Annotated in this window: 17 protein-coding genes and 1 tRNA gene; 15 read left to right on the plus strand and 3 right to left on the minus strand. The window is 68.2% G+C overall.

The genetic code is table 11. From position 1 onward, the window contains the following. The 3 genes from ACS04_RS02315 to ACS04_RS02325 form a co-directional block, all read left to right on the plus strand. Positions 1–309 (plus strand): DUF3291 domain-containing protein (locus ACS04_RS02315; RefSeq protein WP_158977158.1); only part of this gene is annotated, 309 nt, incomplete at its 5' end. Next, complete coding sequence (locus ACS04_RS02320; protein ID WP_280920946.1) at positions 306–1,433, plus strand: UDP-N-acetylmuramate dehydrogenase; 1,128 nt, start codon at positions 306–308, stop codon at positions 1,431–1,433. The genes ACS04_RS02315 and ACS04_RS02320, both read left to right, overlap by 4 nt. A 15-nt stretch (positions 1,434–1,448) precedes the next feature. Beyond that, positions 1,449–1,865, plus strand: a complete 417-nt coding sequence (locus ACS04_RS02325; protein WP_048474775.1) for a hypothetical protein — start codon at positions 1,449–1,451, stop codon at positions 1,863–1,865. Between the two features lie 15 nt (positions 1,866–1,880). On the opposite strand, the gene ACS04_RS02330 is transcribed toward ACS04_RS02325, so the two are convergent. Further along, entirely contained in the window at positions 1,881–2,900 is a 1,020-nt protein-coding gene (locus tag ACS04_RS02330; protein WP_048474776.1) for an adenosine deaminase, read from the minus strand. Positions 2,901–3,033: 133 nt separating this feature from the next. Further along, entirely contained in the window at positions 3,034–4,260 is a 1,227-nt protein-coding gene (locus ACS04_RS02335; protein ID WP_048474777.1) for a pyridoxal phosphate-dependent aminotransferase, read from the minus strand. Between the two features lie 195 nt (positions 4,261–4,455). Here ACS04_RS02335 and ACS04_RS02340 point away from each other — a divergent pair. From ACS04_RS02340 to ACS04_RS02380, 9 genes are all read left to right on the plus strand, one after another. Then, positions 4,456–4,528: transfer RNA gene (locus ACS04_RS02340), tRNA-Trp, on the plus strand. Positions 4,529–4,633: 105 nt separating this feature from the next. Then, positions 4,634–4,915 (plus strand): preprotein translocase subunit SecE, encoded by a 282-nt coding sequence (gene secE, locus ACS04_RS02345; RefSeq protein WP_030154653.1) that lies wholly within the window; start codon positions 4,634–4,636, stop codon positions 4,913–4,915. 84 nt (positions 4,916–4,999) lie between these two features. Beyond that, positions 5,000–5,911: a transcription termination/antitermination protein NusG gene (nusG, locus tag ACS04_RS02350; RefSeq protein WP_048474778.1), complete on the plus strand. Its 912-nt coding sequence runs from the start codon at positions 5,000–5,002 to the stop codon at positions 5,909–5,911. A 168-nt stretch (positions 5,912–6,079) separates the two neighbouring features. After that, the gene (gene rplK / locus ACS04_RS02355; protein WP_030154660.1) at positions 6,080–6,514 is read left to right on the plus strand and encodes a 50S ribosomal protein L11; all 435 of its coding nucleotides are present in this window, start codon (positions 6,080–6,082) and stop codon (positions 6,512–6,514) included. A gap of 88 nt (positions 6,515–6,602) precedes the next feature. Next, the gene (gene rplA, locus ACS04_RS02360) at positions 6,603–7,331 is read left to right on the plus strand and encodes a 50S ribosomal protein L1 (protein ID WP_030154662.1); all 729 of its coding nucleotides are present in this window, start codon (positions 6,603–6,605) and stop codon (positions 7,329–7,331) included. Positions 7,332–7,904: 573 nt separating this feature from the next. Then, positions 7,905–8,435, plus strand: coding sequence for a 50S ribosomal protein L10 (gene rplJ / locus ACS04_RS02365; RefSeq protein ID WP_030008449.1), 531 nt, complete (start codon positions 7,905–7,907; stop codon positions 8,433–8,435). A 111-nt stretch (positions 8,436–8,546) separates the two neighbouring features. Beyond that, entirely contained in the window at positions 8,547–8,933 is a 387-nt protein-coding gene (rplL, locus tag ACS04_RS02370; protein ID WP_048474779.1) for a 50S ribosomal protein L7/L12, read from the plus strand. A 607-nt stretch (positions 8,934–9,540) separates the two neighbouring features. Beyond that, a complete protein-coding gene (gene rpoB, locus ACS04_RS02375) occupies positions 9,541–13,023 on the plus strand; it encodes a DNA-directed RNA polymerase subunit beta (RefSeq protein ID WP_048474780.1) in 3,483 nt (1,160 codons plus the stop codon). A gap of 97 nt (positions 13,024–13,120) precedes the next feature. Beyond that, on the plus strand, positions 13,121–17,020 hold the full coding sequence (locus ACS04_RS02380) for a DNA-directed RNA polymerase subunit beta' (RefSeq protein WP_030154672.1): 3,900 nt from the start codon (positions 13,121–13,123) through the stop codon (positions 17,018–17,020). Positions 17,021–17,133: 113 nt separating this feature from the next. Here the strand turns inward: ACS04_RS02380 and ACS04_RS02385 are convergent, their stop codons facing one another. Beyond that, positions 17,134–19,539, minus strand: coding sequence for a YfhO family protein (locus ACS04_RS02385; RefSeq protein ID WP_245236251.1), 2,406 nt, complete (start codon positions 19,537–19,539; stop codon positions 17,134–17,136). A 572-nt stretch (positions 19,540–20,111) separates the two neighbouring features. Here ACS04_RS02385 and rpsL point away from each other — a divergent pair. From rpsL to fusA, 3 genes are read left to right on the plus strand one after another with little or no spacing between them, the layout of a single operon-like run. Next, positions 20,112–20,483, plus strand: coding sequence for a 30S ribosomal protein S12 (rpsL, locus tag ACS04_RS02390; protein ID WP_007265893.1), 372 nt, complete (start codon positions 20,112–20,114; stop codon positions 20,481–20,483). A 2-nt stretch (positions 20,484–20,485) separates the two neighbouring features. After that, the gene (gene rpsG, locus ACS04_RS02395; protein ID WP_007265894.1) at positions 20,486–20,956 is read left to right on the plus strand and encodes a 30S ribosomal protein S7; all 471 of its coding nucleotides are present in this window, start codon (positions 20,486–20,488) and stop codon (positions 20,954–20,956) included. 39 nt (positions 20,957–20,995) lie between these two features. Further along, positions 20,996–23,128, plus strand: coding sequence for an elongation factor G (fusA, locus tag ACS04_RS02400; protein ID WP_030873555.1), 2,133 nt, complete (start codon positions 20,996–20,998; stop codon positions 23,126–23,128). The last annotated feature ends 69 nt before the right edge of the window (positions 23,129–23,197 follow it).

Consider the following 23,197-nt stretch of genomic DNA (forward strand, 5'->3'; position numbering starts at 1 on the left):
GAGCTGCCGCAGGTCACGCAGCCGGTGCTGCTGCTGCACAGCCGGCAGGACCACGTCGTGGACCCGGCGGACTCGGCGCGGATCCTCGACCGGACCTTCCTCACCCTCTCCGCCTGGGAGGACCCGGGCGCGCTCCCCCGCTTCGCCCGCAGCGAGCCGCACCGCTCCAGCTCCCGCGCCGCCGCCGCGTTCATGCGGGAGTCGGCCTTCACCTTCTGGACCGTCCCCGCCTCGGCCCTCCCCATCGGCTGGGCCGAGGCCGAGCACCGGCTCGCCGAGGAGGCCGCCCGCCCGGGACGCGCGGCGTGACACGCGGCCGGACGTACGGTCCGTGGCCCCGCAGGGATGCGAGGGGCACGGACCGTACTCTTGTCCACGTGCAGGAACTCCACGACGCCCCCCTCGCCCCCCTGACCACCTTCCGCCTCGGTGGCCCCGCCACCCGTCTGGTCACCGCGACCACCGACGCCGAGGTGGTCGAAGCCGTCCGCGCCGCGGACGAGAGCGGCACCCCGCTCCTCGTCATCGGCGGCGGCAGCAACCTGGTCATCGGCGACCGCGGCTTCGAGGGCACCGCCCTGCGCATCGCGACCACCGGCTTCCACCTGGACGGGACGCGGCTGGAGCTCGCCGCGGGCGAGAACTGGAGCGACGCCGTCGCGCGCAGCGTCGAGGCGGGTCTGGCCGGCATCGAATGCCTCGCCGGAATCCCCGGCTCCGCCGGTGCCACCCCCATCCAGAACGTCGGGGCGTACGGCCAGGAGGTCTGCGACACCATCACCGAGGTCGTCGCCTACGACCGCACCACCGGCGAGACGGTCACCCTCACCGCCGCCGAGTGCGCCTTCCGCTACCGCAACAGCACCTTCAAGGACCAGCCCGACCGCTACGTCGTCCTGCGGGTCCGCTTCGCCCTGGAGGACGCCGGCGGACTGTCCGCGCCGATCAAGTACCCCGAGACCGCCCGCGCCCTCGGCGTCGAGGCCGGCGACCGGGTCCCGGCGGCCCGCGCCCGCGAGACCGTACTGCGGCTGCGTGCCGGCAAGGGCATGGTCCTCGACCCCGCCGACCACGACACCTGGTCGGCCGGCTCCTTCTTCCACAACCCGATCCTGAGCGACGAGGCGTACGCCGCCTTCCTCGCCCGCGTCCGGGACCGGCTCGGCGCCGGGACCGCCCCGCCCGCGTACCCCGCGGGCGAGGGCCGTACGAAGACCAGCGCGGCCTGGCTGATCGACAAGGCCGGCTTCACCAAGGGCTACGGCACGGGCCCCGCCCGCATCTCCACCAAGCACACCCTCGCGCTGACCAACCGAGGCCAGGCCACCACCGAGGACCTGCTGGCCCTGGCCCGCGAGGTCGTCGCGGGCGTCCACGCGGCCTTCGGCGTCACCCTGGTCAACGAGCCGGTGACGGTCGGCGTCAGCATCTGAGGAGTCCCGGCCGCCATGCTCTGTCCGCTGCACGGGGCCGGTACGGACCCCACCCGCCTGGTGGGACGCACGATCAGCAGGATCGTCGCGTCCTGGCACGTCTGCGAGGGCGAACGCTCCGAGGCGCCGCTCGACGTCTGGCTGATCGACAGCGAGGGCGAGTCCACCAGGATCAGCACCGGGTCCGACGGGTGCCTCATCGTCGAGTGCGCCGCGCCGCACGAGCCGTACGACATGGGGGAGTGGGGCCGCATCGAGGTCGGCGAGGATCTCGGCGACCATCCCTTCCTGCGCCATCTCGGCGAGAAGGTGGCGACCGTGGCCGAGTTCGCGGCGCCGCGGACCGGCCGCACGCAGCTGGAGATCGGCTTCTTCGACGGGGACCGGGTCCGGGCCGACTGCTGGGAGGGCGACCTGCGGCTCACCCGGTGAGTCCCGGCGGGCGCCTCAGGCGGCCAGCCAGTGGTCGATCCCGGCCAGCAGTTTGTCCTGCACCTCGCCCGGCGCGGCGCTCCCGCGCACCGACTGGCGGGCCAGCTCGGCGAGCTCCGCGTCCGTGAATCCGTGGTGGCGGCGGGCGATCTCGTACTGCGCCGCCAGCCGGGACCCGAACAGCAGCGGGTCGTCGGCGCCCAGCGCCATCGGCACCCCGGCCTCGAACAGCGTCCGCAGCGGGACGTCCTCGGGCCGCTCGTAGACGCCGAGGGCGACGTTCGACGCCGGGCAGACCTCGCAGGTGATCTGCCGGTCCGCGAGCCGCTTCAGCAGCCGGGGGTCCTCGGCCGCCCGCACGCCGTGGCCGATGCGGGAGGCGTGCAGATCGTCCAGGCAGTCGCGCACGGAGGCCGGACCGGTGAGCTCGCCGCCGTGCGGGGCCGCGAGCAGGCCGCCCTCGCGGGCGATGGCGAAGGCCCGGTCGAAATCGCGGGCCATGCCCCGGCGCTCGTCGTTGGAGAGCCCGAAGCCGACGACGCCGCGGTCGGCGTAGCGCACGGCGAGGCGGGCCAGGGTGCGGGCGTCGAGGGGGTGCTTCATGCGGTTGGCGGCGATCAGCACCCGCATGCCGAGGCCGGTCTCGCGCGAGGCGGCCTCGACGGCGTCCAGGATGATCTCGACGGCCGGGATCATGCCGCCGAGCAGGGGGGCGTAGGAGGTGGGATCGACCTGGATCTCCAGCCAGCCGCTGCCGTCCCGTACGTCCTCCTCGGCGGCCTCGCGGACCAGCCGGCGGATGTCCTCGGGCTCGCGCAGGCAGGAGCGGGCGGCGTCGTACAGCCGCTGGAAGCGGAACCAGCCGCGCTCGTCCGTGGCGCGCAGACTGGGCGGTTCGCCGGCGGTCAGGGCGTCGGGGAGGCGCACGCCGTACTTGTCGGCGAGCTCCAGGAGGGTCGAGGGGCGCATCGACCCGGTGAAGTGCAGGTGGAGGTGGGCTTTCGGCAGAAGCGTGAGATCGCGTACGTGCTCCATCCGGTGATCCTGCCGCATGTGTCACCCGTTCGGCAGCCCGATTCCCTGAACGGGACCTTGCTCGAACGTAAAAACGCCGGTGGGGCGGTACCCGTACGGGCACCGCCCCACCGGCGTCTCGCGGAGCCGGGGCTCAGGCCTTGGCCTCGCCCAGCAGCTTCTGGATGCGGGTCACGCCCTCGACCAGGTCCGCGTCGCCCAGGGCGTACGACAGGCGCAGGTAGCCGGGGGTGCCGAAGGCCTCGCCCGGGACGACCGCGACCTCGGCCTCGTCCAGGATCAGGGCGGCCAGCTCGACGGAGGTCTGCGGGCGCTTGCCGCGGATCTCCTTGCCGAGGAGCTCCTTGACCGACGGGTACGCGTAGAACGCGCCCTCGGGGGTCGGGCAGAACACGCCGTCGATCTCGTTCAGCATCCGCACGATCAGCCGGCGGCGGCGGTCGAAGGCGGTGCGCATCTCGTGGACGGCGTCCAGGTTGCCGGAGACGGCGGCGAGCGCCGCGACCTGGGCCACGTTGGAGACGTTGGAGGTGGCGTGCGACTGCAGGTTCGTCGCGGCCTTGACCACGTCCTTGGGGCCGATGATCCAGCCCACGCGCCAGCCGGTCATCGCGTACGTCTTGGCCACGCCGTTGACGATGATGCACTTGTCGGCGAGCTCGGGGACGATCGCCGGCAGGGAGACGAACTTGGCCTCGCCGTAGACGAGGTGCTCGTAGATCTCGTCGGTCAGGACCCACAGGCCCTTGTCGGCGGCCCAGCGGCCGATGGCCTCCGCGTCGGCCTCCGAGTACACGGCGCCGGTCGGGTTCGACGGGGAGACGAACAGGACGACCTTGGTGCGCTCGGTGCGGGCGGCTTCGAGCTGCTCGACGGAGACGCGGTAGCCGGTGGTCTCGTCGGCGACGACCTCGACCGGGACACCGCCGGCGAGGCGGATCGACTCGGGGTAGGTGGTCCAGTACGGGGCAGGGACGATGACCTCGTCACCCGGGTCCAGGATCGCCGCGAACGCCTCGTAGATCGCCTGCTTGCCGCCGTTGGTCACCAGGACCTGCGACGCGTCCACCTCGTAACCCGAGTCGCGCAGCGTCTTCGCGGCGATCGCGGTCTTGAGCTCGGGCAGGCCGCCGGCCGGCGTGTAGCGGTGGTACTTGGGGTTGCGGCAGGCCTCGACCGCCGCCTCGACGATGTAGTCGGGGGTCGGGAAGTCGGGCTCGCCGGCGCCGAAGCCGATCACCGGGCGCCCGGCGGCCTTGAGGGCCTTGGCCTTGGCGTCGACGGCGAGGGTGGCGGACTCGGAAATGGCGCCGATGCGGGCGGAGACGCGGCGCTCGGCGGAAGGCGTGTCAGAGGTCATGAGGCCAATCGTCCCAGACGCCCCACGAGCCCGGTACGCCGTTTCAGTCATCGGACGGACCAGTTGGGAACGTGCTCTGTTCGACGTCAGGTCCAGGACCACGTACACTCACCTGTCGTTGGCCCCTGCCGGTCACTCCAGAGCGTGAGCACTCCGTGCACCCGTCTGGATGCGGTAGGTTGGGGGACGCAACAAAGGGTCGTAGCTCAATTGGTAGAGCACTGGTCTCCAAAACCAGCGGTTGGGGGTTCGAGTCCCTCCGGCCCTGCTCCACACTCCTTCTCGGACGTGTGCGCAGGTACGTACTTCGATGCAACGCCGTGCGGCGCAACCGGGCGCGGCTACGGCCACGACCCGGATTCAGGTGAGAGACGTGACGGACGCCCTGGGCTCCATCGACATGCCTGACGCCGAGGACGACACCCGCGAGAAGAAGGCCCGCAAGGGCGGCAAGCGCGGGAAGAAGGGTCCTCTGGGTCGTCTCGCGCTGTTCTACCGCCAGATCATCGCGGAACTCCGCAAGGTCGTCTGGCCGACGCGCAACCAGCTCACGACGTACACCACCGTGGTGATTGTCTTCGTCGTCATCATGATCGGTCTGGTGACCGTGATTGACTATGGGTTCCAGGAAGCCATCAAGTTCGTCTTCGGCTGATCCCCGCGGAGGGCGGCGCCTTGATGGGTGCCGCCCGTTTTCGCATGTTCGACCACCTTTTGTATCCAGGAAGAAGCAGCCACCGTGTCTGACCCGAACCTGAACGCGAGCCACGACTCCGTCGAGTCCGTCGAGGACGAGCTCGACATCGTCGAGGCGGCAGACGCTGTGGACCCGGACGAGGTCGAGCTTGCCGACGCCGAGGCGGGTGTCGCCGCCGAGGAGGCCGCGCTCCACGTCGAGGACGAGGCCGACGAGATCGCGGACGACGCGCAGGCGGACGACACGCAGGCCGGCGAGGACTCCGACGAGGACGCCCCCGAGGCCGTCGAGGCCGAGGACGCGGAGGAGGCCGAGGAGGCCGCCGAAGCCGAGCCCGTCGACCCCGTCCAGGCCCTGCGCGACGAGCTGCGCCTGCTGCCCGGCGAGTGGTACGTGATCCACACCTACGCGGGCTACGAGAAGCGCGTGAAGGCCAACCTGGAGCAGCGCGCCGTCTCGCTGAACGTCGAGGAGTTCATCTACCAGGCCGAGGTGCCCGAGGAAGAGATCGTCCAGATCAAGAACGGCGAGCGCAAGAACGTCCGGCAGAACAAGCTGCCCGGCTACGTTCTCGTCCGCATGGATCTGACGAACGAGTCCTGGGGCGTCGTCCGCAACACCCCCGGTGTCACCGGCTTCGTCGGCAACGCGTACGACCCGTACCCGCTGACGCTGGACGAGATCGTCAAGATGCTCGCCCCGGAGGCCCAGGAGAAGGCCGCCAAGCAGGCCGCCGAGGACGCCGGTCTGCCGGCCCCCGCGGTCAAGCGCACCATCGAGGTCCTGGACTTCGAGGTCGGCGACTCGGTCACCGTCACCGACGGCCCGTTCGCGACGCTGCAGGCGACCATCAACGAGATCAACCCGGACTCGAAGAAGGTCAAGGGCCTCGTCGAGATCTTCGGTCGCGAGACCCCGGTCGAGCTCAGCTTCGACCAGATCCAGAAGAACTGACGATCTTCTGAGCCAACGCTTCCGGACAGGTCAGATCGCCCCGTGAAGGGCGGTCTGACCTGCTCGGTTTTCAGCCCCGCTCCGATACCCGTTATCGTGGTGCGGTATGCCTCCATCCGGATGACCGGATTGGCGGCGAAAAACTCTCACTAGGACCCGGAGAGAGCAATGCCTCCCAAGAAGAAGAAGGTCACGGGGCTTATCAAGCTCCAGATCAAGGCCGGTGCGGCCAACCCGGCTCCGCCGGTCGGCCCCGCGCTCGGTCAGCACGGCGTCAACATCATGGAGTTCTGCAAGGCCTACAACGCCGCGACCGAGTCGCAGCGTGGCATGGTCGTGCCGGTGGAGATCACGGTCTACGAAGACCGCACCTTCACCTTCATCACCAAGACTCCGCCGGCCGCGCGCCTCATCCTGAAGGCCGCGGGCATCGAGAAGGGCTCCGGCGAGCCCCACAAGACCAAGGTCGCCAAGCTCACCGGCGCCCAGGTCCGCGAGATCGCCGAGCTGAAGATGCCCGACCTCAACGCCAACGACGTCGACGCCGCGATGAAGATCATCGCCGGCACCGCGCGCTCGATGGGCGTCACGGTCGAAGGCTGATCCAGCCACCCCCAGCACCACCAGTGGTAGGACCAAGCGCTGGTCCGCACCACGACTCCATGCCTGAAGCCGAAATACAGGAGCAGAAGTGAAGCGCAGCAAGACTCTCCGCGCTGCGGACGCCAAGGTCGACCGGGAGAAGCTGTACGCCCCGCTCGAGGCCGTCCGTCTCGCCAAGGAGACCTCCACGACCAAGTTCGACGCCACCGTCGAGGTCGCCTTCCGCCTGGGTGTCGACCCGCGCAAGGCCGACCAGATGGTCCGTGGCACCGTGAACCTCCCGCACGGCACCGGTAAGACCGCCCGGGTCCTGGTCTTCGCGACCGGTGACCGTGCTGCGGCCGCGGAAGCCGCCGGCGCCGACATCGTCGGCGACGACGAGCTGATCAACGAGATCGCCAAGGGCAACCGCCTGAACGAGTTCGACGCGGTTGTCGCCACTCCGGACCTCATGGGCAAGGTCGGCCGCCTCGGCCGCGTGCTCGGTCCCCGTGGCCTGATGCCGAACCCGAAGACCGGCACCGTCACCATGGACGTCGCCAAGGCTGTCACCGAGATCAAGGGTGGCAAGATCGAGTTCCGTGTCGACAAGCACTCGAACCTGCACTTCATCATCGGCAAGGTCTCCTTCACCGATGAGCAGCTGGTCGAGAACTACGGTGCGGCCCTGGACGAGATCCTTCGTCTGAAGCCGTCCGCCGCTAAGGGCCGCTACGTCAAGAAGGCCGCCCTGAGCACCACGATGGGCCCCGGCATCCAGCTGGACTCGAACCGCACCCGGAACCTCCTCGTCGAGGAAGACCCGGCCGCTGTCTGAGCTCCGCTGAGCCCCCGGCTCACCTGAGTGGCCAAAACGGGCCCCTCGCCCCCTTCACAGGGCGGCGAGGGGCCCGTTTTCCGTGTTCCGGGCCACATGGGCCGAACCGGGCGGCAACCGACTTCCCGCTGTCCGCGGGCATGGACGGCAAGCGCTGGATGAAGCTCGACATGAAGGCCGCGGCCGAGGCGTCGGGGGACCCCGAGGTGCTGAAGAAGCTCGGGGGCGCCGACGGCATGGGCGGCATGAGCGGAATGGACCGGAACCAGGACCCCGCCAAGCAGCCGGCGCGACCGGCGCCTGAGCACGGCCGGCCTCGGCCCGGGGCGATTTGCCTCGGGTCGGCCGGTTCACGTACTCTTCCGGAGAAGCCAAAGACCGCTGGTCGTTGTCGTGCCCGTCAGGGTGCGGCGGCCGAAGGATCCGCCAATTGCGGACGTCCTGCGCAGGTGACCTTGGATTGTTCCCGGAATTCCGTTCCGGTTGAGCTACGCCCTGGCGCCTGCGCCGGGGCGTTTCGTATGTCAGCCCCTTCTGAGCGGTCCTCATCACCCGGAAGGAGGCGAACGCACCATGCCGACGCCCAACAAGGCTGCATCGGTAGCCGAGCTCAAGGACGCGTTCCAGAGCTCGAACGCCGCCGTGCTGACCGAGTACCGGGGTCTCACCGTCGCGCAGCTCAAGACGCTGCGTCGCTCTCTCGGTGAGAACGCCCAGTACGCCGTGGTGAAGAACACGCTGACCAAGATTGCGGCCAACCAGGCCGGGATCACCGCGCTGGACGAGCACTTCGCTGGTCCGACCGCGGTCGCCTTCATCACCGGTGACCCGGTGGAGTCGGCGAAGAGCCTGCGTGACTTCGCCAAGGACAACCCGAATCTCATCATCAAGGCGGGTGTCCTTGATGGCAAGGCGCTCACCGCCGACGAGATCAAGAAGCTTGCGGACCTCGAGTCCCGCGAGGTTCTGCTCAGCAAGCTGGCCGGCGCGTTCAAGGGCAAGCAGTCTCAGGCTGCCTCGCTCTTCCAGGCGCTGCCGTCGAAGTTCGTCCGCACCGCGGAAGCGCTTCGCGTCAAGCTCGCCGAGCAGGGCGGTGCCGAGTAATTCGGCTCGCGCACTGATCCACGCCGCCTAGTGCGTGGGTCGTAGCGGGCCGTTACGCCCGCCTCTATAGACATATCGGCACCTGCCGAATTAGTGGAAGGATCGCCCATCATGGCGAAGCTCTCTCAGGACGACCTCCTCGCCCAGTTCGAGGAGATGACCCTCATCGAGCTCTCCGAGTTCGTGAAGGCCTTCGAGGAGAAGTTCGACGTCACCGCCGCCGCGGCCGTCGCCGTTGCCGCCCCGGGTCAGGGTGGTGGCGACGCCGCCGCCGCCGAGGAGGAGAAGGACGAGTTCGACGTCATCCTCACCGGTGCCGGCGACAAGAAGATCCAGGTCATCAAGGTCGTGCGCGAGCTGACCTCCCTGGGTCTGAAGGAGGCCAAGGACCTCGTCGACGGTGCGCCGAAGCCCGTCCTCGAGAAGGTCGCCAAGGACGCCGCCGAGAAGGCCGCCGAGGCCCTCAAGGGCGCCGGTGCGGCCGTCGAGGTCAAGTAACACCTCTGAGGCCCTCCTGAGGCCTCAACCAAGGGCGATCACCCGTAAGGGTGGTCGCCCTTTGGCGTACCCGCAGTGCCTGACTTGCCCTGGTCTCGTTGGGGAGTAGGGTGATCATCGTTGCTCCGCGGGCGGGTCCCGAGCTGATCCGCACGGAGCAGGGGGCCTTGACGAACGGGACGCGGCGCGCAATTCTCAGTCCCGTCGTGGGATCGGTCGGATCGGTCCGGGATCCGGTGCACGGATCGAGGATTCGAGGCATGGATCGACTACGAAGAGGGCAGTACTGATACGCGCTCTGTGTGCGACAGCCACAGGAGCCGCGTGTTGGACGCAGGGTCGCAGGGTTGGTTTCAACGACATGGGGAAGGCCTGTTGCCGGTTTCCGGAAACCTGGTCTGGACATCAGTGAGCCAAGTGGCTACACTGACCCTTTGCGCTGCCTGTTAGCTGCCCCCTGCCCGTCGCCAGGGGCATGCCCACGCTCGAGCACACTTGATCGATACGCCCTGACCAGGTCTTTCCGGCCGAATCAGGCGGGCCGTCTTCTGTGTCAGCTGGGACCGGTACGCGCGTAGTGAGTCCGAGCCCTCGGAAGGACCCCCTCTTGGCCGCCTCGCGCAACGCCTCGACCAATACGAACACCGGTGCCAGCACCGCCCCGCTGCGCATCTCCTTTGCAAAGATCAAGGAGCCCCTCGAGGTTCCGAACCTCCTGGCGCTGCAAACCGAGAGCTTTGACTGGCTGCTCGGCAACGCAGCCTGGAAGTCTCGCGTCGAGTCGGCGCTCGAGAGTGGACAGGACGTTCCCACCAAGTCCGGTCTGGAAGAGATCTTCGAGGAGATCTCGCCGATCGAGGACTTCTCCGGTTCCATGTCGCTGACCTTCCGCGACCACCGGTTCGAGCCGGCGAAGAACTCCGTCGACGAGTGCAAGGAGCGCGACTTCACGTACGCGGCGCCGCTCTTCGTCACGGCCGAGTTCACGAACAACGAGACCGGTGAGATCAAGTCTCAGACGGTCTTCATGGGCGATTTCCCGCTCATGACCAACAAGGGCACCTTCGTCATCAACGGCACCGAGCGTGTCGTCGTGTCGCAGCTCGTCCGTTCCCCCGGTGTCTACTTCGACTCCTCCATCGACAAGACGTCCGACAAGGACATCTTCTCCGCCAAGATCATCCCGTCCCGGGGTGCCTGGCTGGAGATGGAGGTCGACAAGCGCGACATGGTCGGTGTCCGCATCGACCGCAAGCGCAAGCAGTCCGTCACCGTCCTCCTGAAGGCTCTCGGCTGGACCACCGAGCAGATCCTCGAGGAGTTCGGCGAGTACGAGTCCATGCGCGCCACCCTGGAGAAGGACCACACCCAGGGCCAGGACGACGCGCTGCTCGACATCTACCGCAAGCTGCGCCCGGGCGAGCCGCCGACCCGCGAGGCCGCTCAGACGCTGCTCGAGAACCTCTACTTCAACCCGAAGCGCTACGACCTCGCCAAGGTCGGCCGCTACAAGGTGAACAAGAAGCTCGGCGCCGACGAGCCGCTGGACGCCGGTGTGCTCACCACCGACGACATCATCGCGACGATCAAGTACCTCGTGAAGCTCCACGCGGGCGAGACCGAGACCACCGGTGAGTCGGGCCGTTCGATCGTCGTCGAGACCGACGACATCGACCACTTCGGCAACCGTCGTCTGCGCAACGTCGGCGAGCTCATCCAGAACCAGGTCCGCACGGGTCTGGCTCGTATGGAGCGCGTCGTCCGCGAGCGCATGACCACGCAGGACGTCGAGGCGATCACGCCGCAGACCCTGATCAACATCCGGCCGGTCGTCGCCTCCATCAAGGAGTTCTTCGGCACCAGCCAGCTGTCGCAGTTCATGGACCAGAACAACCCGCTGTCGGGTCTGACGCACAAGCGTCGTCTCTCGGCCCTGGGTCCCGGCGGTCTGTCCCGTGAGCGGGCCGGCTTCGAGGTCCGTGACGTCCACCCGTCGCACTACGGCCGCATGTGCCCGATCGAGACCCCCGAAGGCCCGAACATCGGTCTGATCGGCTCGCTCGCGTCCTACGGCCGCGTCAACGCGTTCGGTTTCGTCGAGACCCCGTACCGCAAGGTCGTCGACGGTGTCGTCACCGACGAGGTCGACTACCTGACCGCCGACGAGGAAGACCGCTTCGTCATCGCCCAGGCCAACGCCGGCCTGAACGACGAGATGCGCTTCACCGAGAACCGCGTACTGGTCCGCCGTCGTGGCGGCGAGATCGACTACATCGCCGGCGACGACGTCGACTACATGGACGTCTCCCCGCGCCAGATGGTGTCCGTCGCGACCGCGATGATCCCCTTCCTCGAGCACGACGACGCCAACCGTGCCCTCATGGGCGCGAACATGATGCGCCAGGCCGTTCCGCTCATCAAGGCGGAGGCCCCGCTCGTCGGCACCGGCATGGAGTACCGCTGCGCGGTCGACGCCGGCGACTCGATCAAGGCGGAGAAGGACGGTGTCGTCCAGGAGGTCTCGGCCGACTACGTCACCGTCGCCAACGACGACGGCACGTACACCACGTACCGCGTCGCCAAGTTCTCCCGCTCGAACCAGGGCACCTCGGTCAACCAGAAGGTCATCGTCAACGAGGGCGACCGGATCGTCGAGGCCCAGGTCCTCGCCGACGGCCCGGCCACCGAAGAGGGCGAAATGGCCCTCGGCAAGAACCTGCTCGTCGCGTTCATGCCGTGGGAGGGCCACAACTACGAGGACGCGATCATCCTGTCGCAGCGCCTCGTGCAGGACGACGTCCTCTCCTCGATCCACATCGAGGAGCACGAGGTTGACGCCCGTGACACCAAGCTGGGCCCCGAGGAGATCACCCGGGACATCCCGAACGTCTCCGAGGAGGTCCTCGCCGACCTCGACGAGCGCGGCATCATCCGCATCGGTGCGGACGTCGTCGCCGGCGACATCCTCGTCGGCAAGGTCACGCCCAAGGGTGAGACCGAGCTGACCCCCGAGGAGCGCCTGCTCCGCGCGATCTTCGGTGAGAAGGCCCGCGAGGTGCGTGACACCTCGCTCAAGGTCCCTCACGGTGAGATCGGCAAGGTCATCGGTGTCCGCGTCTTCGACCGCGAGGAGGGCGACGAGCTTCCTCCGGGCGTGAACCAGCTGGTCCGCGTCTACGTCGCCCAGAAGCGCAAGATCACCGACGGTGACAAGCTCGCCGGCCGCCACGGCAACAAGGGTGTCATCTCCAAGATCCTTCCGATCGAGGACATGCCCTTCCTCGAGGACGGCACGCCGGTCGACATCATCCTGAACCCGCTGGGTGTCCCGTCCCGAATGAACCCGGGACAGGTCCTGGAGATCCACCTCGGCTGGCTCGCCAGCCGCGGCTGGGACGTCTCCGGCCTCGGCGAGGAGTGGGCCGAGCGACTGAAGGCCATCGGCGCCGACCGCGTCGAGCCCGGCACCAACGTCGCCACCCCGGTGTTCGACGGTGCCCGTGAGGACGAGCTCGCCGGCCTGTTCGAGCACACCATCCCGAACCGCGACGGCGACCGCCTGGTCCTCCCGTCCGGCAAGGCGCGTCTGTTCGACGGCCGCTCCGGTGAGCCGTTCCCGGACCCGATCTCGATCGGGTACATGTACATCCTCAAGCTCCACCACCTGGTCGACGACAAGCTCCACGCGCGGTCGACCGGTCCGTACTCGATGATCACGCAGCAGCCGCTGGGTGGTAAGGCGCAGTTCGGTGGCCAGCGCTTCGGTGAGATGGAGGTGTGGGCGCTCGAGGCTTATGGCGCCGCTTACGCCCTCCAGGAGCTGCTGACCATCAAGTCCGACGACGTCACCGGCCGCGTGAAGGTCTACGAGGCCATCGTCAAGGGCGAGAACATCCCCGAGCCGGGCATTCCCGAGTCCTTCAAGGTGCTCATCAAGGAAATGCAGTCGCTCTGCCTCAACGTGGAGGTGCTGTCCTCGGACGGCATGTCCATCGAGATGCGCGACACCGACGAGGACGTCTTCCGCGCGGCGGAGGAGCTCGGTATCGACCTGTCCCGGCGTGAGCCGAGCAGCGTCGAAGAGGTCTGACGGGCCTGACGGGGGGCTCGCTCAAGAGCCCCCCGTCATCCCCGGGACCGTTCAGACCATGATTGAGACTCGACCCCGAAAGAGGGATTGACGCACAGTGCTCGACGTCAACTTCTTCGACGAGCTGCGGATCGGCCTTGCCACCGCGGACGACATCCGAACCTGGTCGCACGGCGAGGTCAAGAAGCCGGAGACCATCAACTACCGCACCCTCAAGCCCGAGAAGGACGGACTCTTCTGCGAGAAGATCTTCGGTCCGACCCGGGACTGGGAGTGCTACTGCGGCAAGTACAAGCGTGTCCGCTTCAAGGGCATCATCTGTGAGCGCTGTGGCGTCGAGGTCACGCGCGCCAAGGTGCGCCGTGAGCGGATGGGCCACATCGAGCTTGCCGCTCCCGTCACCCACATCTGGTACTTCAAGGGCGTCCCGTCGCGCCTGGGCTACCTGCTGGACCTCGCGCCGAAGGACCTCGAAAAGGTCATCTACTTCGCCGCGTACATGATCACGTTCGTGGACGACGAGCGCCGCACCCGCGACCTCCCGTCGCTGGAGGCCCACGTCTCCGTCGAGCGCCAGCAGATCGAGAACCGCCGCGACGCGGACCTCGAAGGCCGTGCCAAGAAGCTCGAGACCGACCTGGCCGAGCTCGAGGCCGAGGGCGCCAAGGCCGACGTGCGCCGCAAGGTGCGCGAAGGCGCCGAGCGCGAGATGAAGCAGCTCCGCGACCGCGCCCAGCGCGAGATCGACCGTCTGGACGAGGTCTGGAACCGCTTCAAGAACCTCAAGGTCCAGGACCTGGAGGGCGACGAGCTGCTCTACCGCGAGCTGCGCGACCGCTTCGGTACGTACTTCGACGGTTCGATGGGTGCCGCGGCGCTGCAGAAGCGCCTGGAGTCCTTCGACCTGGAGGAGGAGGCCGAGCGCCTCCGCGAGATCATCCGTACCGGCAAGGGCCAGAAGAAGACCCGTGCGCTCAAGCGCCTCAAGGTCGTCTCCGCGTTCCTGCAGACCAGCAACAGCCCCAAGGGCATGGTTCTGGACTGCGTGCCGGTGATCCCGCCGGACCTGCGTCCGATGGTGCAGCTGGACGGTGGCCGCTTCGCGACCTCCGACCTGAACGACCTGTACCGCCGCGTGATCAACCGCAACAACCGTCTGAAGCGCCTCCTCGACCTCGGTGCCCCCGAGATCATCGTGAACAACGAGAAGCGCATGCTTCAGGAGGCCGTGGACGCCCTGTTCGACAACGGTCGTCGTGGTCGCCCGGTCACGGGCCCCGGCAACCGTCCGCTGAAGTCCCTGAGCGACATGCTCAAGGGCAAGCAGGGTCGATTCCGTCAGAACCTCCTCGGCAAGCGCGTGGACTACTCCGCGCGTTCCGTGATCGTCGTCGGTCCGCAGCTGAAGCTGCACCAGTGCGGTCTGCCCAAGGCCATGGCGCTGGAGCTCTTCAAGCCGTTCGTGATGAAGCGCCTGGTCGACCTGAACCACGCGCAGAACATCAAGTCGGCAAAGCGCATGGTCGAGCGCGGCCGCACGGTCGTGTACGACGTGCTCGAAGAGGTCATCGCCGAGCACCCGGTCCTGCTGAACCGTGCGCCCACGCTGCACCGCCTCGGCATCCAGGCCTTCGAGCCCCAGCTGGTCGAAGGCAAGGCCATCCAGATCCACCCGCTCGTCTGCACCGCGTTCAACGCGGACTTCGACGGTGACCAGATGGCCGTGCACCTGCCGCTCTCCGCGGAGGCGCAGGCCGAGGCCCGCATCCTGATGCTGTCCTCGAACAACATCCTGAAGCCGGCCGACGGCCGTCCGGTCACGATGCCGACCCAGGACATGGTCCTCGGTCTGTTCTTCCTGACCACCGACGGTGAGCTCCGTGACACCAAGGGCGAGGGCCGCGCGTTCGGCTCCACGGCCGAGGCGATCATGGCGTTCGACGCCGGCGAGCTCGCGCTGCAGTCGTCCGTCGACATCCGCTTCCCGGTGGGCACCATCCCGCCGCGCGGCTGGGTGCCGCCGGTCGCCGAAGAGGGCGAGCAGGAGTTCCAGCCGGGCGACAGCTTCCGCCTGAAGACCTCGCTGGGCCGCGCGCTCTTCAACGAGCTGCTGCCCGAGGACTACCCGTTCGTCGACTACTCGGTGGGCAAGAAGCAGCTCTCCGAGATCGTCAACGACCTGGCGGAGCGCTACCCCAAGGTCATCGTGGCGGCGACGCTCGACAACCTGAAGGCGGCCGGCTTCCACTGGGCGACCCGTTCGGGCGTCACCGTGGCCATCTCCGACGTCGTCGTGCCCGAGGCCAAGAAGGCCATCGTCGCGGGCTACGAGGCGATGGACGAGAAGGTCCAGAAGCAGTACGAGCGCGGTCTGATCACCAAGGACGAGCGCACGCAGGAGCTCATCGCGATCTGGACCAAGGCGACCAACGAGGTTGCCGAGGCGATGAACGCGAACTTCCCCAAGACGAACCCCATCTTCATGATGGTTGACTCGGGTGCCCGAGGAAACATGATGCAGATGCGACAGATCGCCGGTATGCGTGGTCTGGTGTCGAACGCGAAGAACGAGACCATCCCGCGTCCGATCAAGGCGTCCTTCCGTGAGGGCCTCACCGTTCTGGAGTACTTCATCTCCACGCACGGTGCCCGTAAGGGTCTGGCGGACACCGCCCTGCGTACCGCCGACTCGGGTTACCTGACCCGTCGTCTGGTGGACGTCTCGCAGGACGTGATCATCCGCGAGGAGGACTGCGGCACCGAGCGCGGCCTGAAGCTGAAGATCGCCGTCCGCGGCGAGGACGGCGTGCTGCGCAAGGCCGACGACGTCGAGACGTCCGTCTACGCCCGCATGCTGGCCGAGGACGTCGTCATCGACGGCAAGGTCATCGCGCCGGCCAACGTCGACCTCGGTGACGTCCTGATCGACGCCCTGGTCGCCAACGGCGTCGAGGAGGTCAAGACCCGCTCGGTCCTGACCTGTGAGTCCGCGGTCGGCACCTGTGCCTTCTGCTACGGACGCTCGCTCGCCACCGGCAAGCTGGTCGACATCGGTGAGGCGGTCGGCATCATCGCCGCCCAGTCCATCGGTGAGCCCGGTACCCAGCTGACGATGCGTACCTTCCACACCGGTGGTGTGGCCGGTGACGACATCACGCAGGGTCTGCCGCGTGTGGTCGAGCTCTTCGAGGCCCGTACCCCGAAGGGTGTCGCCCCGATCTCCGAGGCCGCCGGCCGCGTGCGGATCGAGGAGACCGAGAAGACGAAGAAGATCGTCATCACGCCCGACGACGGCAGCGACGAGACGGCCTTCCCGATCTCGAAGCGCGCCAAGGTCATCGTGCACGAGGGCGACCACGTCGAGGTGGGCCAGAAGCTCACCGCGGGTGCCACCAACCCGCACGACGTGCTGCGCATCCTCGGCCAGCGTGCCGTCCAGGTCCACCTGGTCGGCGAAGTCCAGAAGGTCTACAACTCGCAGGGCGTGTCGATCCACGACAAGCACATCGAGATCATCATCCGGCAGATGCTGCGCCGCGTGACGATCATCGAGTCCGGCGACGCGGAGCTCCTGCCGGGCGAGCTCGTCGAGCGCTCGAAGTTCGAGACCGAGAACCGTCGTGTGGTCACCGAGGGCGGTCACCCCGCCTCCGGCCGTCCGCAGCTGATGGGTATCACCAAGGCCTCGCTGGCGACGGAATCCTGGCTGTCGGCCGCCTCCTTCCAGGAGACGACCCGAGTCCTGACGGATGCGGCGATCAACGCCAAGTCCGACAGCCTCATCGGCCTCAAGGAGAACGTCATCATCGGTAAGCTCATCCCGGCCGGTACGGGCCTCGCCCGCTACCGCAACATCCGGGTCGAGCCCACCGAGGAAGCGAAGGCCGCGATGTACTCGGCCGTCGGCTACGACGACATCGACTACTCGCCCTTCGGCACCGGCTCCGGCCAGGCGGTCCCGCTGGAGGACTACGACTACGGCCCGTACAACGGCTGACAGTTCGTACGAAGAAGCCCCCCGTCGCTCCGAGAGGAGCGGCGGGGGGCTTCCTCGCGTTCCGGGCCCGGGGCCGTCCCCCGGGGCGCGTCCCGGCGCCTCGGGGGACGCGCTCAGGCGCGTCGGCGGCGGCGGATTCCTGCCGCGGAGACCGAGATCAGGGTCAGGAGGGCGAGGGCGGCTGCCGACAGGCCGGGGGTGAGGCCCTTCGGGGTGAAGGTGCAGGAGACCTTGTCCCTGCCCGCGGGGATGTCCAGGGCGACCAGGCCGTGGAAGCTCTTCGCCGGGGCCGTGCACTGCCAGCCCGGGACGTCCGTCATCGCGAAGACCGCGGTGCCGGTGGCGCCCTTCGGGAGGGTGGCCTCGATGGAGTGGCCGCCCGCGGTGACCTTCGTGGCACCCGTCGACCTCAGGGAGGCGATCGCCCCCTCCAGGGCGGTGCGGTCCAGGCAGCCGATGGGGTGCTCGCCCGCCGCCGCGCCCTCGGTACGGGTCGACACCGTGACCGGGACCCTGCCGTCGGCGGGGACCTCGCCGAGCCTCACCACACCCGTCATCCGGTCCTCGAGCGGGCGCGGGGCGCCGGCGAAGTCGAGGGTGCCGTAGAGCTCGGGGGAGAACCAGTACGCCTCGGAGCCCGGGGCGCACTGGGCCGTGTACGTCTGCCGCGTCGCCGTGCCGCCGCGCGTCGTCCGCGGGACCTGGTACACCGTGGCGCCGAGGACGTTCTCCTGGCGGGCGTAGACGCTGTCCGCCGGGTTGGGGGAGGTGTAGGGCCCGGTGCGGACGGTCACCAGGGGAGGGGCCGGGAAGCGGGTGGACGTCCAGCTGTCCGGCGCGGTCCCCGGGCGGACCCGGGCGCCGATCGAGAAGATCGCGTCGAGCACCGGGTTGTCGGCGCCGAAGAAGGTGCGGCCGTCGTTCTTGAAGCCGTAGCCGAGGGGCTCCAGGGCCCGGTAGGTGGCCTCGGGCAGGTAGCTGCTGTAGTACTGCGGGCCTTCCGCGCGCAGCGCCAGCGCGTCGTTGTACGCGCTCTGCGGCGCGCCGGAGTCGGTCCGGTACGCGGGCCAGCCGTCCACCTGGCGGACGGCGTCGAAGTGCGCGCCGATCGACTTGTTCGAGGTGGCGACCGGCTTCGCCCAGCGTTCGCGGCCGCGGCGGGAGTCCGCGTTCGCGGCCGCCACCGCGGACTCGGCGAGGACCACGCCGATCATGAGGACCGCGGCCACCGGGATCAGGTACCGCCGCTTCTCGCCCAGGGCGAGCAGTACGAGGGCCAGCAGCGAGACGCCCCCTCCGACCAGTACCGCCGGCCAGGTCCAGCCGCCGAAGTCGTTGGCGTGGCGCAGCGCGAAGGTGGCCGCGACCAGCAGGGCGGCCGCCGAAGCCACGTGCGGGGGGCGCGGGCGGTGGGCCAGGGCCAGCCAGGCCAGGACCACCACCATGGCGCTGAAGACGAAGGTCTCGCGGTACGGGTTGCCGTTCGGCACCGCAAGCCCGTGCCACACGTACTGGGTCGGCGGGAACTGGAACGAGGCCGCGACGAGCAGCGTCGCCGCCGCCCACACCAGGCGGGTGCGGCGCGCGATGGCCGCGTTGAACAGGAACGATCCGGCGAGGATCAGGCCCAGCGAGGCCACGTACAGCCGCGGCCGGCCGCCCCACAGGTGCGTGGCCGGGAGCATCCCGGCCAGGAACAGCTCGATCCGTACGGGCGCGAAGGCCCCGGCTCCGGTGGGCTGGGCGGAGCCGCTGGAGAGGAAGGAGGGCAGCAGCAGCGGCAGGGTCAGCAGGATGCCCGTCCCGGCGGCCGTCGCGGCCCGCCACACGGCGCGCAGCCGCTGCCGGCCGGTCATGTCCCGGGTGAGCAGGCGGACGGCGAGCAGCACGCAGGCGGCCATCGTGGCCATCATCGCGGTGTAGAAGTTGCCGAACCAGGCGAGCGCGACGAACAGCGCCACCCCCGGCCAGCGGCGCTCCTCCAGGCACCACTCGACGGCGATGCCGAGCAGGGGGAGCGCGACCAGGCCCCACAGCCACATCGGGATGTACGAGGCGTCGCTCAGCGCCCAGCCGCACAGCCCGTAGCAGGCGCCGAGGACCCCGCGCTGCCACCAGGGGCCGGGGTGCAGCTTGCCGAGGTAGACCGTCATGACGGCGGCCGCCGCGCCCATCGTGACGGGGGTGATCGCGAAGACGGCGAGGTCGACGTGGGCGCGCGGGACCAGGACGGCGAGCCAGGAGATCGGGTTGCCGAGGTAGGTGTGGTAATCGGACAGGAACTGCTGGCCGAAGCCGCCGCGCCAGGTGAAGAGCAGGTCCCCGGCGGCCTGCCCGTGGACGAGGTCCCACAGCGCGCGGTGGAAGGGCACGTACTGGTTGGCCTGGTCGTTGATGGCCCGGCCGGTGTCGCCGAAGGGGAAGGTGCCGCGGGCGGCCCAGGCCGAGCAGAACGCGGCCGAGGTGATCAGGAAGGCCAGCAGGGGCCCGTACAGGCGGTCGCGCAGGCGGGTGGGCACGCGGGGCAGCCACGGGGGCCGGCGGCGGGGTGCCGGAACGAGCGGACGGTCCGTCGCCGTCGTCCGCGAGGTGACCGTCCGCAATGTCCCGCTCCCTGAGTGCTCGTGCGATCCCGTGCAGGGCCCCTGGACGGCCTGTGGAGGCCTGTGGGCGCCTGTGGACGCCCGTACCGTTTCGGGACGAATCCAGTGGATCGGCTGGGGCAGTTTAGTTCGCGGCGGCGGTCGCCTCGTCCCGCTGCGCTCAGCGCGCCTTTACCACATGCGCGAGTCGGGAGGGCCACACGGGGCCCTCGCCCAAGCGGCGCATGACCGGCGGCCCGGTCGCGCGGGTCCCGCGCGGCCTTTGTTTTGACCGGATGGGATGCGGTAGGTACGCTCAGACCTTGTGCCTGGGGTGTGCCTGGGCTCCCGTGCGTGTCCATCAACCGCACGAGAGTCGGATACAGCCACCGCGATCCATGCGTTTCCGTGCTTGCGCGGAGTCCCGCCGGATCCGACACACCCGACCGCGTGGGTCGGCAAAGTTCCAGGTTAGCTTCACTACACGGCACACAGAAACCGGAGAAGTAGTGCCTACGATCCAGCAGCTGGTCCGGAAGGGCCGGCAGGACAAGGTCGAGAAGACGAAGACCCCCGCGCTTGAGGCTTCGCCCCAGCGTCGTGGTGTCTGCACGCGTGTGTTCACGACCACCCCGAAGAAGCCGAACTCGGCGCTCCGTAAGGTCGCGCGTGTGCGTCTGACCTCCGGCATCGAGGTCACCGCTTACATTCCGGGTGAGGGACACAACCTGCAGGAGCACTCGATCGTGCTCGTGCGTGGTGGCCGTGTGAAGGACCTGCCGGGTGTTCGTTACAAGATCATCCGCGGTGCGCTTGACACCCAGGCTGTCAAGAACCGCAAGCAGGCCCGCAGCCGCTACGGCGCCAAGAAGGAGAAGTAAGAATGCCTCGTAAGGGCCCCGCCCCGAAGCGCCCGGTCATCATCGACCCGGTCTACGCATCTCCTCTGGTGACGTCGCTCATCAACAAGATCCTCCTGAACGGCAAGCGCTCCACCGCCGAGCGCATCGTCTACGGCGCCATGGAAGGCCTCCGCGAGAAGACCGGCAACGACCCGGTCATCACGCTGAAGCGCGCGCTGGAGAACGTCAAGCCGTCCCTCGAGGTCAAGTCCCGCCGTGTCGGTGGCGCGACCTACCAGGTCCCCGTCGAGGTCAAGCCGGGTCGCCAGTCGACCCTGGCCCTCCGCTGGCTCGTGGGTTACTCCCGCGCCCGTCGTGAGAAGACCATGACCGAGCGCCTCATGAACGAGCTGCTCGACGCCTCCAACGGTCTTGGCGCTGCCGTCAAGAAGCGCGAGGACACGCACAAGATGGCCGAGTCCAACAAGGCCTTCGCGCACTACCGCTGGTAGTCCCACCCCACATCGAGACCGAGAGAAGACCGAAGCCTTATGGCTACCACTTCGCTTGACCTGGCCAAGGTGCGCAACATCGGCATCATGGCCCACATCGACGCGGGCAAGACGACCACCACCGAGCGCATCCTGTTCTACACCGGTGTGTCGTACAAGATCGGTGAGGTCCACGACGGCGCTGCCACGATGGACTGGATGGAGCAGGAGCAGGAGCGTGGTATCACCATCACGTCTGCCGCCACGACCTGCCACTGGCCGCTCGAAGATGTTGACCACACCATCAACATCATCGACACCCCGGGTCACGTCGACTTCACCGTCGAGGTGGAGCGTTCGCTCCGCGTCCTCGACGGTGCCGTCACCGTCTTCGACGGTGTCGCCGGCGTCGAGCCGCAGTCCGAGACCGTTTGGCGTCAGGCGGACCGCTACGGCGTGCCGCGCATCTGCTTCGTCAACAAGCTCGACCGCACCGGCGCCGAGTTCCACCGCTGCGTCGACATGATCAAGGACCGCCTCGGTGCGGTTCCGATCGTCATGCAGCTCCCCATCGGTGCCGAGGCCGACTTCCAGGGTGTCGTCGACCTCGTCACGATGAAGGCGTTCGTCTGGTCCGCCGAGGCGACCAAGGGCGAGATGTACGACATCGTCGACATCCCGGCCACGCACACCGAGGCCGCTGAAGAGTGGCGCGGCAAGCTGGTCGAGACCGTCGCCGAGAACGACGACGAGATCATGGAGCTCTTCCTGAACGGCGACGAGCCGTCCGTGGAGCAGCTGCACGCCGCCGTCCGTCGCATCATCCTCGGCTCCGGCAAGGGCAAGGGCGAGCCCACGATCACCGCGGTGTTCTGTGGCACGGCGTTCAAGAACAAGGGCGTTCAGCCCCTGCTCGACGCCGTCGTCCGCTACCTGCCGTCGCCGCTGGACATCGAGGCCATCGAGGGCCACGACGTCCGCGACGCCGAGGTGGTCGTGAAGCGCAAGCCGTCCGACGAGGAGCCCCTCGCGGCGCTGGCGTTCAAGATCATGAGCGACCCGCACCTCGGCAAGCTCACCTTCGTCCGGGTTTACTCGGGCCGCCTGGAGGCCGGCACCTCGGTGCTGAACTCCGTCAAGGGCAAGAAGGAGCGCATCGGCAAGATCTACCGCATGCACGCCAACAAGCGTGAAGAGATCGACGCGGTGGGCGCCGGTGACATCGTCGCCGTCATGGGCCTGAAGCAGACCACCACCGGTGAGACGCTGTGTGACGACAAGCAGCCCGTGATCCTGGAGTCCATGGACTTCCCGGCTCCGGTCATCCAGGTCGCCATCGAGCCCAAGTCCAAGGGTGACCAGGAGAAGCTGGGTGTCGCCATCCAGCGCCTGGCGGAGGAGGACCCCTCCTTCCACGTTCACTCGGACGAGGAGACGGGCCAGACCATCCTCGGCGGTATGGGCGAGCTGCACCTCGAGGTGCTGGTCGACCGTATGAAGCGCGAGTTCAAGGTCGAGGCCAACGTCGGCAAGCCGCAGGTCGCCTACCGCGAGACCATCCGCGGGACCGTGGAGCGTCACGACTACACCCACAAGAAGCAGACCGGTGGTACCGGTCAGTTCGCCAAGGTGCAGATCGCGATCGAGCCGATCACCGAGGCCGACGGCCCGGCGTACGAGTTCGTGAACAAGGTCACCGGTGGCCGTGTGCCGAAGGAGTACATCCCTTCGGTGGACGCCGGTGCGCAGGAGGCCATGCAGTTCGGCATCCTGGCCGGCTACGAGATGACGGGCGTCCGCGTCACGCTTCTCGACGGCGGCTACCACGAGGTCGACTCCTCCGAGCTCGCGTTCAAGATCGCCGGTTCGCAGGCCTTCAAGGAGGCCGCGCGCAAGGCGTCCCCCGTGCTCATGGAGCCGATGATGGCCGTCGAGGTCACCACCCCTGAGGACTACATGGGTGACGTCATCGGTGACATCAACTCCCGCCGTGGCCAGATCCAGGCCATGGAGGAGCGTCACGGTGCTCGTGTCGTGAAGGGCCTCGTGCCCCTTTCGGAGATGTTCGGCTACGTCGGAGACCTCCGCAGCAAGACCTCGGGTCGCGCCAGCTACTCGATGCAGTTCGACTCCTACGCCGAGGTTCCCCGGAACGTCGCCGAGGAGATCATCGCGAAGGCCAAGGGCGAGTAACTCTTCCGAGTACACGCTTTAGGCTTGTCACCGGAGCCTCTGGGGCAACAGGAGTAACCCTTCATTGCC

Source organism: Streptomyces roseus (assembly GCF_001044425.1).
In the GTDB taxonomy this organism is placed as follows: Bacteria; Actinomycetota; Actinomycetes; order Streptomycetales; family Streptomycetaceae; genus Streptomyces; species Streptomyces roseus.